This window comes from Prochlorococcus sp. G5PB11, assembly GCF_059772425.1.
Genome location: NZ_CM186287.1, coordinates 855,396 through 870,116 on the forward strand (window position 1 = coordinate 855,396; position 14,721 = coordinate 870,116).

At 37.5% G+C, this 14,721-nt stretch carries 13 protein-coding genes; 4 read left to right on the forward strand and 9 right to left on the reverse strand.

What is annotated here, in order from left to right; genetic code table 11:
* Nucleotide 1: 1 nt before the first annotated feature.
* Nucleotides 2-943, reverse strand: a complete 942-nt coding sequence (gene era / locus AC6EI0_RS05255) for a GTPase Era (protein ID WP_498523380.1) — start codon at nt 941-943, stop codon at nt 2-4.
* A gap of 50 nt (nt 944-993) precedes the next feature.
* Here era and AC6EI0_RS05260 point away from each other — a divergent pair, with 50 nt between their 5' ends.
* Entirely contained in the window at nt 994-1,506 is a 513-nt protein-coding gene (locus AC6EI0_RS05260) for a sll1618 family protein (protein WP_498523381.1), read from the forward strand.
* 45 nt (nt 1,507-1,551) lie between these two features.
* On the opposite strand, the gene AC6EI0_RS05265 is transcribed toward AC6EI0_RS05260, so the two are convergent.
* From AC6EI0_RS05265 to AC6EI0_RS05285, 5 genes are all read right to left on the reverse strand, one after another.
* Complete coding sequence (locus AC6EI0_RS05265) at nt 1,552-2,289, reverse strand: Bax inhibitor-1/YccA family protein (protein ID WP_498523382.1); 738 nt, start codon at nt 2,287-2,289, stop codon at nt 1,552-1,554.
* A 75-nt stretch (nt 2,290-2,364) separates the two neighbouring features.
* A complete protein-coding gene (locus AC6EI0_RS05270) occupies nt 2,365-3,342 on the reverse strand; it encodes a PhoH family protein (protein WP_498523383.1) in 978 nt (325 codons plus the stop codon).
* A 37-nt stretch (nt 3,343-3,379) separates the two neighbouring features.
* Nucleotides 3,380-3,712 carry a 30S ribosomal protein S16 gene (rpsP, locus tag AC6EI0_RS05275; RefSeq protein ID WP_498523384.1) on the reverse strand — a complete coding sequence of 111 codons (333 nt, stop codon included), beginning with the start codon at nt 3,710-3,712 and terminating at the stop codon, nt 3,380-3,382.
* Between the two features lie 87 nt (nt 3,713-3,799).
* A complete protein-coding gene (gene ffh / locus AC6EI0_RS05280) occupies nt 3,800-5,263 on the reverse strand; it encodes a signal recognition particle protein (RefSeq protein ID WP_498523385.1) in 1,464 nt (487 codons plus the stop codon).
* Between the two features lie 39 nt (nt 5,264-5,302).
* Nucleotides 5,303-7,360, reverse strand: a complete 2,058-nt coding sequence (locus tag AC6EI0_RS05285) for an IMS domain-containing protein (RefSeq protein ID WP_498523386.1) — start codon at nt 7,358-7,360, stop codon at nt 5,303-5,305.
* Between the two features lie 114 nt (nt 7,361-7,474).
* Between AC6EI0_RS05285 and pdhA the strand changes: the two genes are divergently transcribed.
* On the forward strand, nt 7,475-8,551 hold the full coding sequence (gene pdhA, locus AC6EI0_RS05290; protein ID WP_498523387.1) for a pyruvate dehydrogenase (acetyl-transferring) E1 component subunit alpha: 1,077 nt from the start codon (nt 7,475-7,477) through the stop codon (nt 8,549-8,551).
* Nucleotides 8,552-8,569: 18 nt separating this feature from the next.
* On the opposite strand, the gene AC6EI0_RS05295 is transcribed toward pdhA, so the two are convergent.
* Together AC6EI0_RS05295 and AC6EI0_RS05300 are read right to left on the reverse strand one after the other, a co-directional pair.
* Nucleotides 8,570-9,511: an RpoD/SigA family RNA polymerase sigma factor gene (locus AC6EI0_RS05295; RefSeq protein WP_498463344.1), complete on the reverse strand. Its 942-nt coding sequence runs from the start codon at nt 9,509-9,511 to the stop codon at nt 8,570-8,572.
* Nucleotides 9,512-9,668: 157 nt separating this feature from the next.
* The gene (locus tag AC6EI0_RS05300) at nt 9,669-11,216 is read right to left on the reverse strand and encodes an NAD(P)H-hydrate dehydratase (RefSeq protein WP_498523388.1); all 1,548 of its coding nucleotides are present in this window, start codon (nt 11,214-11,216) and stop codon (nt 9,669-9,671) included.
* A gap of 42 nt (nt 11,217-11,258) precedes the next feature.
* Here AC6EI0_RS05300 and mnmA point away from each other — a divergent pair, with 42 nt between their 5' ends.
* Nucleotides 11,259-12,473 (forward strand): tRNA 2-thiouridine(34) synthase MnmA, encoded by a 1,215-nt coding sequence (gene mnmA, locus AC6EI0_RS05305; protein WP_498523389.1) that lies wholly within the window; start codon nt 11,259-11,261, stop codon nt 12,471-12,473.
* A 2-nt stretch (nt 12,474-12,475) separates the two neighbouring features.
* Here mnmA and AC6EI0_RS05310 read toward each other — a convergent pair whose 3' ends face one another.
* Nucleotides 12,476-13,948, reverse strand: a complete 1,473-nt coding sequence (locus tag AC6EI0_RS05310; protein ID WP_498523391.1) for an apolipoprotein N-acyltransferase — start codon at nt 13,946-13,948, stop codon at nt 12,476-12,478.
* A 118-nt stretch (nt 13,949-14,066) separates the two neighbouring features.
* Here AC6EI0_RS05310 and AC6EI0_RS05315 point away from each other — a divergent pair, with 118 nt between their 5' ends.
* Nucleotides 14,067-14,666: an FKBP-type peptidyl-prolyl cis-trans isomerase gene (locus AC6EI0_RS05315; protein WP_498523392.1), complete on the forward strand. Its 600-nt coding sequence runs from the start codon at nt 14,067-14,069 to the stop codon at nt 14,664-14,666.
* Nucleotides 14,667-14,721 lie beyond the last annotated feature (55 nt).

A 14,721-nucleotide genomic window follows, 5' to 3' on the forward strand; every position in this document is an offset into this window, starting at 1 on the left:
ATTAGCTCCCTTCATAACCAAACTCATCAAGCCGAGAAGATTTACTTCTCCAGTCAGGAACAACTTTAACAAACAATTCTAAGTAAACATTTCCATTAATTAAAGTTTGAATTTGCATTCTTGATTCCCGACCAATTTTCTTCAACATGCCCCCCCCTTTACCAATTAAGATGCTTTTCTGACTTTTTTTTTCAACACAAATAGTTGCAAGAATTCCTGTTCTTGATTTCTGTTCAGATTTTTTTTTCGATGGTATATCTACAATTTTATCAATAGAGACTGCAACACTATGTGGTACTTCTTCGCGTGTATTGATTAAAACTTGTTCTCTGATAAATTCGGCCATCAAAAAATTTTCAGGATGGTCGCAAGTCATATCACTTGGATATAGCTGAGGTCCCAAAGGCAGTTTCTCTTCTATTTCACTAATTAAATCACTGCATCCCTTTCCTGTAAGAGCACTACAACAATAAACTGGCCAATTTGTACCCTCAAAAAAGTCTAAATATTCATTCTTTCGTTCTTTAAATTGACTCAACTGAACAAGATCACATTTATTCAAGGCAACAATCACTGGGATTTGTAAATTTCTAATCAAATTTAAAATAAATGCATCCCCCTTACCTGGAGGATGATTGGCTTCAAAAATAACTAAAACTGCATCCACCTCTCCAAAAGACCTCCTGGCACTCTGAACAAGTCTTTCACCTAATAAATGATGGGGTTTATGAATACCAGGAGTATCTACAAAAATAATCTGCGACTTTTTATTGGTAAGTATTGCTTTTAATCGATTTCTGGTGGTTTGAGCAATAGGTGATGTAATTGCTATTTTTTCACCAATAAATTTGTTTATGAAAGTTGATTTCCCAACATTGGGTCGACCTATTAATGCAATAAATCCTGACTTAAAATCGTCTTGATTTAAATCTCCTAAAGACATTTTTCTCTCTACGATTATCTATAGCCTTACTCTAAAAGAGAAATAAAACCATGAATGAAAAGAAACCAACTTTTAAAGAGGCAATGCAAGCATCAATGCTTTGGTGCAAAAGCTGGGAAAATGATGAAATAAGTGACGAAGTGATTTCTGATCGAATTGGCGAGCTTATTAAAACGGTTGAGGGCGCAAGAGGATTTTTTGTTGTAAGTCTCTCAATAGATTGCCCTTTAATGGATAGATGTCCTGATGCATTAATTTTTCAATTAAGAAGTTCTGGAGAAATTGTTGTTGACTTAACCGTGAAGAATCTTGCTATGAGTTCAGCTATGATAATTACACATCGAAAAAATAAAGATCCGCAGGAAATTCAATCAAAGAGAATAAAAATTCGGTGTATTGAATTACTTAAACTCTTAGATTCAACTCAAGTAAAAAAACGTTTGGATGTATTACTTGAAGCAACAAAAGGGAATGGAGCGGACTTGAAGTTTCTAAATAAATGGGGTTATAACGATGAACAAATCAATGCCATATCAGAAAGTATTTATCAAGTTGCAACATAAAAAAAGAGCCGAAAGGCTCTTTTTTTATGTTTAATTTATCAAACCTTAATCTCTTCTTCCACCACCCTGTAGAGCAATAATCAGACGAAGAACAAAAACAAATAAATTAATATAAGTTAGGTACATTCCTAATGCTCCAGCTAAATACTGTTCATCATTGTATCTTCTTGGCATTGTGTAGAAATCCACAAAAGACATCGCAACAAAAAGTACAGTTCCAAAGCCAGCAATCATTAATTCAAATCCACTGCCTCCAAACATCCCTGGAGCAAACAAGCCACCAATAAACTGGAAAACCATTGCAATAATTAGACCTAGCAATCCAAGACCAACGGCGCCTTGTAAAGCTTGACCGACATTGTCACTCATTTTCCTGCCTACAGAAGATGCAATAACGAAAGTAATTCCAGTAGCAAATACAGCTGTTCCTATTGAGCCCATTCCTGCTACTTGAATTGCCAAGCCAACTATTCCGCTTAGAGTAAAACCAGTTAACAAACTGAATCCGGTCAATAATGGAAGTGCTTTAGAGTTATTTGCGTTGTTAGCAGCGCTGCTGGCCATAAAAAACAGAACTATTTCTGCAATAAATGCGACAATAAATAAAGGCCCAAATAGCGGATTGTTAGTGGCTTGTAAAGATAGTCCTCCTAAAACACCTAATCCGGTTAATGCCATTCCTCCACCTACATAAGGCAAGGCTTTATTAACTACATTCGGGCCAATAAGTGAACTTGATTGTGCTTCACGAATAGCTTGTTGAAAATTGCTGTTTGCTGGCATGATGCACCAGATAATTATTAATACCTATTTTGGCACAAAAAAAATAAGTCTTCACAAATGTGAATGCGGATCACCCTATTGTCTTTTTTTATCAAGTTCTGCATAAGCATCAACAACACTTTGAACAAGAGGATGTCTTACTACATCTGCTGAGGTAAGCCTGCAAACTGAAATCCCATCAACATTTTCTAGCAAATCTGCTGCTTCTGTTAGTCCACTCATCTGTCCGAATGGTAAGTCCAATTGGGTTATATCTCCTGTTACGACCATTCTTGATCTTTCACCAAGCCTTGTAAGCACCATTCTCATTTGTGCTGGAGTAGTATTCTGGGCTTCATCAAGTATTACAAAAGATTCTTCTAAAGTCCTCCCTCGCATATAGGCCAGTGGAGCAACTTCAATAACGTTTTTTTCTAAAAGCAAATTAGTTTTTTCTTGTCCGAGTAACGAATGTAATGAATCATATAAAGGTCTTAGATAAGGATCTACTTTTTGCTGCAGGTCACCTGGCAAAAAACCCAATCTTTCTCCAGCTTCAACTGCAGGTCTTGTCAAAATAATTTTCTCAATTTTTCTCTCTGTAAGCATTCTCACAGCAAGTAAAGTTGCTAAGAATGTTTTTCCTGTTCCTGCAGGACCTAAAGCAAAAGTGAGATCACTTTTTTCCATAGCTTCTACATAAATTTTCTGTCTAATTGTTCTTGGCCTTAAAAGATTTCCTCTTTGACTTCTTGCTAAAACTTTATTTGTTGATTTGGCGTGATCATTGCTTTTTCCAATATCCAAGGCCCCTGCTGCTGCATGTATATCAACGGTCGAGACAATTTGTCCTTCTTGCCATATTGGTCTCACCAATTCAACAATTGCTGCTGCTCTCTCTAATTGACAAGAATTTCCTTTTATTTCAAGTTGTAATCCCCTTAAAGAAAAGGTTGCACCAGTTAGATTTTCCAATCTGTGAAGTGTTGACTGACCAGTTCCTGATAAAGCGGTAGCAGCTTCGGAATCAGGAAGATCTATACAAAAGCGACCTTCAGTGGTTGCTTCAGACATAAATTTTCTTGAAGTTATTAATACTCATCCAAACTTCTTATTCAGAAGTTTCTGATGCTGCTGCATCTTTTTTCTTTGCTAATCTCTCTTTTTCTTGTTTTTGCTTACCTAGAACCTCTGCTGGTCGAACTTTCTTCTCAAGAAGACCTCCTTTTTCTAATAATGTTCTTACGGCATCAGTAGGCTGTGCACCTTGTCCTAGTCGCGTTCTTAAAGCCTCAGTATCTAATCTGGTTTCTTTGGTTCTTGGATTGTAAAAGCCTAGTTCTTGCAGTGGGCGACCATCTCGCCTTGATGTGCTATTACATGCAACTAGACGAAAACTAGATTCACGCTTTTTACCAAACCGCTTAAGGCGGAGCTTGATCATCTTTTATTTATTTGTAAGTGGATTGAACTCAAAAGTTCTTCAAGTTAATAATACTCCACGGATGATTAATTTAGCCTTTTGTAATCGCTAAAGATCACCAAAGCCTTTCTTTTTCTTAACTGGTCTTTGTCTTCGGGGCGCCGAGCCAGAGCCTCCTCTTCCTTTCTTTGATTGATATGGATTACCGCCTGGTGAAGGCATACCAGGAATTCCTCCCATTCCAGGAAGGCCACCTTCCATTCCGGGTAGTCCTCCTCCAGTAGACATCTGCTTCATCAAACCTCTCATTCTCTGAAAATCAGCGAGGACCTTGTCAACGTCTGCTGTTTGATGACCACTACCACTGGCAACTCTTCGACGCCTTGAGGGTTGTGCTGCTAACAATTCAGGTTTATTTCTTTCCTCTTCTGACATTGAACCAATCATTGCCTCTATTTTTTTAAGTTGATCTTCTCCACTTTTAATCATTCCATCATCAATTTTATTCATCCCAGGAATCATTTTCAGCAAGCCACCTAATGAGCCCATTCGCTTGATCATCCTCATCTGCTTTACGAAATCTGAGAAATCAAAAGTTGCTTCTTGAAGCTTCTTTTGCATGATTTCTGCATCAGCAATTTCAACTTCTTTCTGTGCTTTTTCAACAAGAGTTAAAACATCACCCATTCCTAAGATTCTGCTAGCCATCCTCTCGGGATAAAAAGGTTGCAATGCCTCAACCTTTTCTCCAGTACCGATAAATTTGATAGGTTTTCCACTGATTTTTCTAATAGAGAGAGCAGCACCGCCTCTCGAATCTCCATCTAGTTTTGTAAGAACAGCTCCTGTTATTCCAACTTTTTCATGAAAGCTTCTAGTAATATCTGCAGCCTCTTGGCCAATCATTGAATCAACTACCAAAAAAACTTCATCTGGTTGAACGGCCTCTTTAATTCGAACCATCTCACCCATCATTTCTGTATCAATTTGAAGCCGGCCGGCAGTATCTACAAGCACAGTGTCAAATCCCTCTTCTCTGGCTTTCTCCAAACCTTTTCTTGCAATCTCTTCTGGCTTGAGATTGGAACTTAAATTAAAAACCTCTACATCAATTTGATTTCCCAGAGTTACTAATTGATCAATAGCTGCTGGCCTATATGTATCAGCAGCTACAAGTAATGGCTTTAGATTTTTTTCTTTAAGGAGCAATCCAAGTTTTGCTGTGGCTGTAGTTTTTCCAGCCCCCTGAAGGCCAGCCATTAAGATCACGGTTGGTTTTTCATCTGAATTAGCCAAGGGATCATTCTCTCCCCCCATGACATTTACAAGTTGTTCATGAACAACTTGAATAAATTTCTGGCCAGGATTTATACCTCTTACAACTTCCGTACCAACTGCCTTTTCTCTAACTTCTTCGATAAATTCCTTTACAACAGATAAACTGACGTCTGCTTCTAAGAGAGCTCGCCTTACTTGCTTAAGGGCTTCATCAACATTTTCCTCCGAAATCTTAGCCTCACCCTTAAATGCCTTTACGGCATCTTCAAATTGGTTGGATAGTTCCTCAAACATTTTCTTAGAGTTTCAGAATTAATTTTTAAGAGTTATTTTTTAATTACCACTAATATAATCAACTAATTGCCAGTTATTTTTATTCTTACCTATTATATACTTTACTTTTAAAGAAGGATAAACACTTGACTCAATAATATCACCAGAAGAATTAATCTTTTTATCTTCATATTTCATTTCAACATTTGCTTCTATTCTTTTATTTGTTTTTTTAACAATATCAATTGACGTTATTTTTGCATCAATAATAATTTTTTGGCCTAAAGTTTTATATTTATTCCTTCTTTGTATTTCTATATCATATAGATTTGCAGATGCAACAGAAGAAAGAATTTGACTTTCTAAACCACTCAAAATATCTGCTTTTCCCTTTAACCATGATTCAATAAGAAATTTAATTTCTTGATCTGTAGGCGAGGGAGAGGTAAGGGGAATTGATTTGCTTATATAAAGGTTTTCTTTATCATTAACTTTTTTATTTGATCCACTATCTATATTTTTAACATCTCCCGGTTTGGCAACTTCAATGGTCGAAATATCTTTAAAATCAATAGTTCCTGATTGTTTTCTCTGCGTAAGTATCCCAAAGCTTGTTCCTATAATAAATAGACCAATAAATGTAAAAGCACTTGTATAAATTGGTCGTTTTATTAAGAAGGATTTGAAATCTGATTTTTTGATAAATTCAACAGTTGAATAATATTTTGAAAATATATTTTTAAATATATCGGTTCCAAAGAAAGCTTCTTTGCTTTGCAATCGTGACTTAAAAGACTTTTCTTTTAAAACATCATCAAAAGACCCACCTGGCATTGGCAAATCAGCTTCTTCTTCACCCAAGTTTAATGATGACTTATTCTCAATTTCTTGTTCAGGGGTCAAAGAAGAGAGAAAAGAAAACCCTGCTTTTGCTATTGCTAATGCACCTTTTGTTTCTAACTGTTCTACATATAGCTGTACTTCTTGATTAGAGAACCAATCATCGAGATTTACTGATTGTATTTGAATATCACTAAAACCTACCAACACGTCTTTGTTTAACCAATTTCTGCAATAGTCACAAAGTGCAGCCAAGGTTTCACCTGGATAATTATCTAGCCAATCTTTTAATTTCACATCTGAACTACTTCTAAAACGAGACTCTGCTTGCTTTACATCACCTAATAAAAGATCAAGACATCCAATTAATGGCATGGCGTCAAAACCATTAATGTTTATATTTCGAAGGTATTTACGTGCCTCTTGCAAAAGTTCAGGTTTTCGATAAGAAAAGCCGGAAGCAATTAAGGCAAAAGCAGCAAGAAAGCCAGCATCTTCGGACCCCCTTCGGTACCAATTCAAGTAAAGTTTTGACTGCTCTTTTGCTGTTAAAAATCTTCTGATTTGGAGGAAAAATAGCTCAAAATCATTTTGATTTAATCCTGCTATTTTTTCTGAATTTCTTTTCCCTTCAAGTCCGCCCCTTTTGCTAACAAATTCTTCCAACAACATCAGACCTTCCTGATGAGATCTTTCACCTTGGCTCTCTCTACTTAACAAATCAAGAATTCTGTATGGAAGCAAAGTCTCTAGATCAGACTCAAGGGTTTTTCTTTCCTCAACAAGCTTCCCCATCCTTTGAAGCAACTGAATCCCTTCTTGGAGCAAGTCAGCGCCTGAAGCGTATCTTCTGCATGCCTGCTCATTAATAGAAGCGTCTCTACAAGACAAAGCTGCTATTAATGTCAAGTCAGACTCTCTTCCACTACCCAAGGCAGGGGCTTGTGGCGGCTGCAGTGCTTTTTTTGAAAGCTTAAAAGCTTGCAAAGAAGAATTTGATTCCCACAAAAGAAGCAAACCTGCTACTTCACGATTTGAAGACAATTCAAGTCCTGAAGAACCCTCAATAAGAGCAAGTTCGTAAGATTGTCGTTCTGTAGGATTGGATAAAAGATCGGCAGAAAGTCTTAGAAGCTCAGCTCTTTGAGCTAAAACTTCATAAGTAAAGCCTTGCTTGGGAGGCCGATCTAGCCTTAGCTGAAAAGCCCTTAGGACCTCTTCAGCATTTGCAGAAGGGCTAACCCCCAATAAGCGAAAATGATCAATAGGTAATTCCAATCGCTACTTGGTAATTAGGGAAAAAGCTCTAGGCATCGTAAGGGGTTTTATCCATTTTGCATCCATTGACGCTTAAAGTCTAAAAAGGATTGATACGTGAATATGCACAAAGTCATGTCTCACAACAAGGACAAAAGCAGCCAAGACCCTATTCAGCACAGGGAACACGCCGATAGGCTAAGCCATTTAGCTAACACCAAACCCGCTGAAATCAACAAAGAAATTGGTTTAAATCTTTTCAAAGATATGACTTTGGGAAGACGATTTGAAGATAAATGTGCAGAAATGTATTACAGAGGAAAGATGTTTGGGTTTGTTCATCTTTACAACGGGCAGGAAGCAATAAGCACAGGTGTTATTGGTGCAATGAAACGCAAACACGACTGGTTTTGCAGCACATACAGAGATCATGTTCATGCTTTGAGTGCTGGAGTTCCTGCAAAAGAGGTGATGAGCGAGCTATTTGGCAAGGAGACAGGCTGCAGCAAGGGGAGAGGGGGTTCTATGCACCTATTTTCAAAAGAACATCATCTTCTTGGGGGTTATGCATTTATTGGCGAAGGTATTCCAGTCGCTCTTGGAGCTGCTTTCGCCAGCAAATACAGAAGGGAAGCTCTCAAAGAAAATAGTGATTCTGTAACTGCAGCTTTTTTCGGGGATGGGACATGCAATATTGGTCAGTTTTACGAATGTTTAAACATGGCCCAATTATGGAAATTGCCGATCATATTTGTAGTCGAAAATAATAAATGGGCAATTGGAATGGCCCATGACAGAGCAACTAGCGAAACAGAGATATGGAGAAAAGCTGCTGCATTTGGAATGTCAGGAGAAGAGGTTGATGGTATGGATGTGCTGGCTGTAAGAGGGGCTGCTCAAAGAGCTATAGAGCGTGCAAGAGCTGGGGAAGGGCCTACTTTAATAGAGTGCCTTACTTATAGATTTAGAGGCCATTCACTAGCTGATCCAGACGAACTTAGGTCTGAGAAAGAGAAGGAATTCTGGGCAAAAAGAGATCCAATTAAAAAGCTAAAAAATGATTTAACTAGTTCTGGATTCTTCTCTGATGAAGAGTTAAATAATATTGAGAAAGAAATTGATCTGGAAGTTAATGATGCTGTTGAATTTGCTCTAAACGCTCCAGAACCTGATCCAAGTGAGTTAACAAAATATATCTGGGCAGAGAACTAAAACTAAAGTAGATAAAATTCAAATTCCACTTGGAAGCTTTCTAGTAAGATTTCTCAATTTTCTTAAAGCTTTTAACTCAACTTGCCTAACCCTCTCACGAGAAACCTGTAACAATCTTCCTATTTCTGCAAGAGTATGTCTTTCATTACCCTCTAATCCAAATCTAAGCCTAATAACATGCTGTTCTTGTTCGCTTAGATGACTTAGCCATCTTCCAAGTTGCTCTTGATGAATTTTTTGTTCAACTTTATCTAGCGGTTCTTCTCCAGAGCCATCAGCTATTAGATCACCTAAAAAACTACGACCTTCATCACCATTAACGGGTGCATCAAGACTGCTAGTAGTAAGAGCTTGTCTCAATATCGAATCAAGTTCTTCTAACTCAATTTCCATCGCCTCAGCTATTTCAATACGACTAGGCATTGCTCCGAGCTTATGAGCCAAGTCTAAGCTGACTTTTCTAATGGTCGCTAATCTCTCGCTTAAATGAACAGGTAATCGAATTGTTCTTGACTGACAAGCAATCGCTCTTGTCATGCTTTGCCTTATCCACCAAAAAGCATAAGTAGAAAACTTATAACCACGAGTTGGATCAAATTTTTCTACTGCTCTTTCTAATCCAAGAGAACCTTCTTGGACTAAATCTAATAGTTCAAGACCCTTTCCTTGATATTTCTTTGCAACGCTTACTACAAGCCGAAGATTGGCTTTCATCATTCTTTCCTTTGCCCTCCTTCCAATTCGAATAAGTCTTCTTTGATGTGAATTAAATTCTTTGCTCTCCTCCTTAATCTGACCATCCTCGGTAAGGCTCATCATTGTTTGAACCTGATTACCAAGTTCAATTTCTTCGGCTGGCGTTAAGAGAGGAACTCTTCCAATAGAAGAAAGGTACCAACTAATTGGATCACTGCTGCGTCGTTTTTGGGATTCAGCAGGCTTGGGTGCAGATGAAACCATTGTTTCTAGACCCGTTTTTCAAAGTGATAAGACTTTCCTACAGAAATGGTAAAAGATGCCTGGCTTTCATGAAGGCTTCAGATTCTGTTGACGATTAGTTAACAAATGCCACCAAATCCACCATTTAATGCCCTGTAAATGGTTGTTTCAAAACATTTCAAGTGCTTTCCTTTTTTATTAATTCGCCAAGAAAAGTGCAAATGGTGCTTGCCGTGCTCCCTTTTACACAAAAAGCCCCTGCATATGCATGCATCAAAGCTGATGCAGCTAGCAAACTTGTATCCAATTTTTTTCCACTTGCGAGCCCAGAAGCACCCATCCCTGAAACAAACCCAGCCAAAACATCGCCAAGGCCAGTTCTTGCAACACTTGAATTCACTTGTCCTATTTGCCAGGTTTTCCCTTCTGGATCAGAAATAACACTATGAGCTGATTTCAATAAGACAGAAGAACTGCAAATTTTTGCAGCTTCAATTCCAGCCTTCAATGGATTCGAGCAATCAATTAAAGGAAATAGCCTTTTAAATTCTTCCAGATGTGGTGTAAGCCAGGTAGGTCCTTGCCTATCATTAAGCCATTCCCAACCTTTCGAAGTTATCGACAGCCTATTTATTGCATCAGCATCAAGTACAAGTAGGCCTTTGAAATCCTGCAGGTCAGAGCCAAAACAATCTTTTTCTTCTGCAATACCTAATCCAGGTCCAAGTAAAATCGAGTCAAACCTATTCAAGTCAACTTCATTTAAAACTTTGGAAAAATCTGAAGAACCGTCCTGAAAAGCATTAAGAACTCCAAGCAATAAGACTTCAGGATGAGCACTCCAAAGGGCAGATGAAACTGAATTAGGCAAAAAAGCGCTCACACTACCTGTTCCACTTGCTAAAGCCCCACTCAAAGCGAGGGATGCTGCTCCTCTGTATTTCTCACTTCCTGCAATCACCAGAACTCTTCCTCTCTGATATTTACTTTTACTTTTACTTTGCTTAGGCCAAACGAAAGTAGATAAATCGGGGAAAGAAATCCTCAAAGGCTGTTTTTCAGGAAGATCAGCCAAAATCTTATCTGGGATCCCGATATCTACTCTCTCTAAATCGCCGACAAAATCAATAGCTGAATCTTGAATTAACCCAGTCTTAAAGAGACCTAAAGATAGTGTAGAAGAAGCTTTAAATGATGTATTTGATAATGTATTCCCATTATCTGAGTCTAGTCCAGCGGGAACATCAATACTAATAAGTTTATCAGGACTAGATTTCTTCTTCCTATTCAACAAGTGAACTATTTCATCAGAAATAATTCTTGATTGACCTAATCCAAATAATGCCTCAATCCATAATGAATCAGAATTCGAATCAGGTTTATGATCCAAGTTTTTAATACCTATTCGAAGTGCATAGTCGAAATGTTTTTGTGTTAATTCTTTTTTCAATGGGAATGGACACCAAATAGAGATATCAACGCCTGCTATATAAAGTTCTCTTGCTACAACAAGTCCATCGCCTCCATTGTGCCCTGGCCCTACTAAAACGATTGCACCATTTTCAATCAATCCTTGTCTGTCTAATATCCATGAAGAGATACCAATCCCTACTTTTTCCATCAGAGCTTCAACAGGCATACCCATAGAAAACATTTCTTTTTCTATGGCTTGCATCTGCTCTGAAGTAACCATCACATGTCCCGAATCAGATTGAGGCCAATTCAAAATCAAAAACAACCAAACCACTATGAATAGAAGCTACTATCAATGCCCATGAATGTGGAAACAAGAGAAACAAAAAAAATTTTAAATCATTTGACTTCAGAAGAAACAGTCGCGAAAACATTAAAAAGACTGCAAGCATTTTCTGGGAATCATTCGGTTGTAGTTGGGCTTTCTGGAGGCGTTGATAGCTCCCTAACGGCTGCTCTCCTCTGTAAAGCTGGTTGGGATGTTGTGGGTTTAACTTTGTGGCTAATGAAAGGGAAAGGGTCTTGTTGCTCAGATGGATTAATTGATGCAGCAGGCATATGCGAACAACTTGGAATTAAGCATCACATAGTCGATTCAAAAGAAATTTTCGAAAAAGAAATAATCAATAATGTCGTAAAAGGATATGAAGAAGGAATTACTCCTTTACCCTGCTCTCGCTGCAATAAATCAGTCAAATTCTCAGAAATGCTGAAATGGGTTAAAGAAAATAAAAATGTCGAAAAGATCGCCACAGGACATTATGCAAGGATTAGATATTCAAATGAATCTTTCGACGAAAATGATCTCCCAAGTGATGGAATTAAAAGGCATAAGCTTTTAAGAGGTAAAGATCTAAACAAAGATCAAAGCTATTTTTTATACGATCTCCCACAAGAAATCCTAGGAAAAACAATTTTTCCTCTTGGAGAATTAACCAAAGAGATAACGCGAATCGAAGCTTTTAAGCATTCATTAAAAACTGCCGAAAAACCAGAAAGTCAAGACCTATGCCTAGCTGAACATTACGGATCAATGAATGCTTTTATTGACAAGTATCTCCCAAAAAAGGAAGGAGAGATTGTCCTTAAAAACGGGAAAGTAATAGGTTCACATAATGGAATTCAACATTTCACGATAGGACAACGTAAGGGATTAGGTATTGCTTGGAAAGTGCCTTTACATGTTGTTGAAATTGATGCCTCTTTAAATAGAGTAATTGTTGCCCCAAAAGAAGATTCTGGTGAATCAGAATGTATTGTGAAAGATATAAATTGGGTATCAATTGAATCGCCTCAAAAGCCAATAGAAGTTGAGGTCCAAATCAGATATAGGAGTAAGGCAGTTAAAGCAAAGTTAATCCCAATTATTGATCATACAAAAGAAGATTATTGTTATAAATGTAATATTCAGTTTGAAGAAGATCAATTTTCAATTACTCCTGGACAAGCAGCAGTATTTTACAAAGGTGATTATGTATTAGGAGGGGGACTTATTTCCAAAGATTATTAATATCAAACATACTTACGTAACCTAAAAACACCTATTAAACTTATCAGAATGACTGCAATCATGGGCAAATCAGAAATCAATGTATACAGTGTTTTCTTTCCATTTAATTCCAGATCAACTAGTTGAACAAGTTCTTTATTTGGCTTGAGAAGGATATCAATTCTTCCATTACTTTTAATCAAAGATGTTGGTCCGGTATTAGAGACAGATATTAAATTTTTTGATGTTTCAATGCTTCTTAATTGAGCAATAGATAAAAATTGTCTCTGCAAAGAAATAGGGTAGGGATCTAAATTTGCAATCACTAAAATCCATTTAGCCCCTTGATTTACTGCTTTAGCTATAGCTTTCCCATTACTCAACTCATAACAAATAGCACCTGCGAAAGAGGGACCCTCCCAATCAAGAAATCTTGATGAATTCCCACTTTCAATTCCACCTACTGCAGAGAGGCCATTTTTCAAAAAGTCAGGCAATGCAGGAATCCATTCGCCCAGCGGGACTAATCTAGACTTGTCCAATACATTCGAAAAAGATTCTTCACCTGGCTTAAAAACCAATAGTGAGCTTCGTAGAGAACCATTTATTTTTCTAAATCCTCCAGAGAAGAATTTAACAGGAAAATCTCGGATCTTTGATCTATCAAGAGGCAAAGTTCCCTCTGGAGCAATTAAAAAAGATGCATTCATTTCAATTGCATCAGTTAATGCTCTATTTACTTTTGAGGGCAAAGCATTTATTTCTTCATGACTAAATTTTTGTCTTATTGGAATATTTGTTTGCCACAAGGCAACCTTTTCAGCCGAATCAGTTGGAGAATCCACCAACAAGATAAATCCAATTAAATGAGCTAACGAAAAATAAGAAAGGCCAATAATAATCAATTTTTTGAGTTTTTTTCTAGCTTGAAATGCAATTGAAAGTTGCCAAATCCACCATCCAGCTAAAAGATGGATAGAGGCCAAGCCTCCAGCACCTATCCATCTTGCTAATCCAGCCAAATATCTATCTTGTGGTAATAAACTTGGCCCCACGCCAATCCAAAACAAAGGGCCTCTAGAAAGTAGTTCTTCAGAAAGCCCCCATATTGTTGACAATAAGACAGCATAAATAAACTTATTTTCTAATTTAGAAAACTGAAGTCTTCCAGGAGCCAAAAAGCCTCTCAAAGCTGACCAAATAAAAACCAGCCCCCCTCCAAAGGCTCCACAAAAAAGCCATATAAAAATGGTTATTGGTAAACTTAAATTTGAGCTTATCCCTACCCAACTAATTGGATGCAAAGATAGCAACCACTTATGACTCAATAAAATAGCCATCGCCCCCCAACAAAAGCCTCCCCATGGATTTTTACTAGCAGGCCAAAGTAAAGATATTCCCAAAAGCATGAAAATATAATTGCCTTCACTTAGGGAGATTCCTGCTAGAGCCCCACCAGCGAGTGCTTTAATAAAAAGAGAATAGATATTATTCATAAATCCAATTTAGTAAAATATACTCCGACCTAATTCATACTCTCTGGTTAGTTATCTTTTAAATAGATGTAATTTGGGTATTAATCTGCAAGAATATTTCCAAGTACATAATATTGTTTTGAGAGAAATCTTCATTAGCTTTTCTGTTTGCCTTAGCTGCTTGATAATTGCAGTGATTAGCCAAATCATCTCACCGAGCCCATCGGATGCCTTACAAATTGACCAACCAATACAAGCGGATGTAAGGCAATCCACAAAAACCAGCGAGTCTGTAACTAATCCATTTGAATTAGACCCAGAAGACCCAAATCCATCACTTTTTACTATGGCTTCAGATAAAACCAGTGCAAGCAACGCTCCTCTCGGAGGAGCTGAGATAGGAACATCTCAAGTAACTTCAAGTGGGCTAAAAATTACTGAATTAGTTTTAGGTGATGGTCAAGAAGCTACCCCAGGAACAAGTGTCTCAGTAAATTACAAGGGTACTCTTGATGATGGGAAAGAATTTGACAGCAGTTATGGGAGAGGTCCTTTTGAATTTTCGTTAGGTGCAGGGATGGTGATAAAGGGTTGGGATGAGGGAGTCGCAGGAATGAAAGTTGGAGGTAAAAGAAAATTAGTCATTCCACCAGAATTGGGGTATGGCAGCAGAGGAATAGGTCCAATCCCTCCTAATTCAGTTTTAACGTTTGAAGTGGAATTATTAGGTGTTAAGTGAGTTTCTTAAATTATTCAGAAAGCTCTAGATAAAGTTATGGCGTTTGTTGACAAAC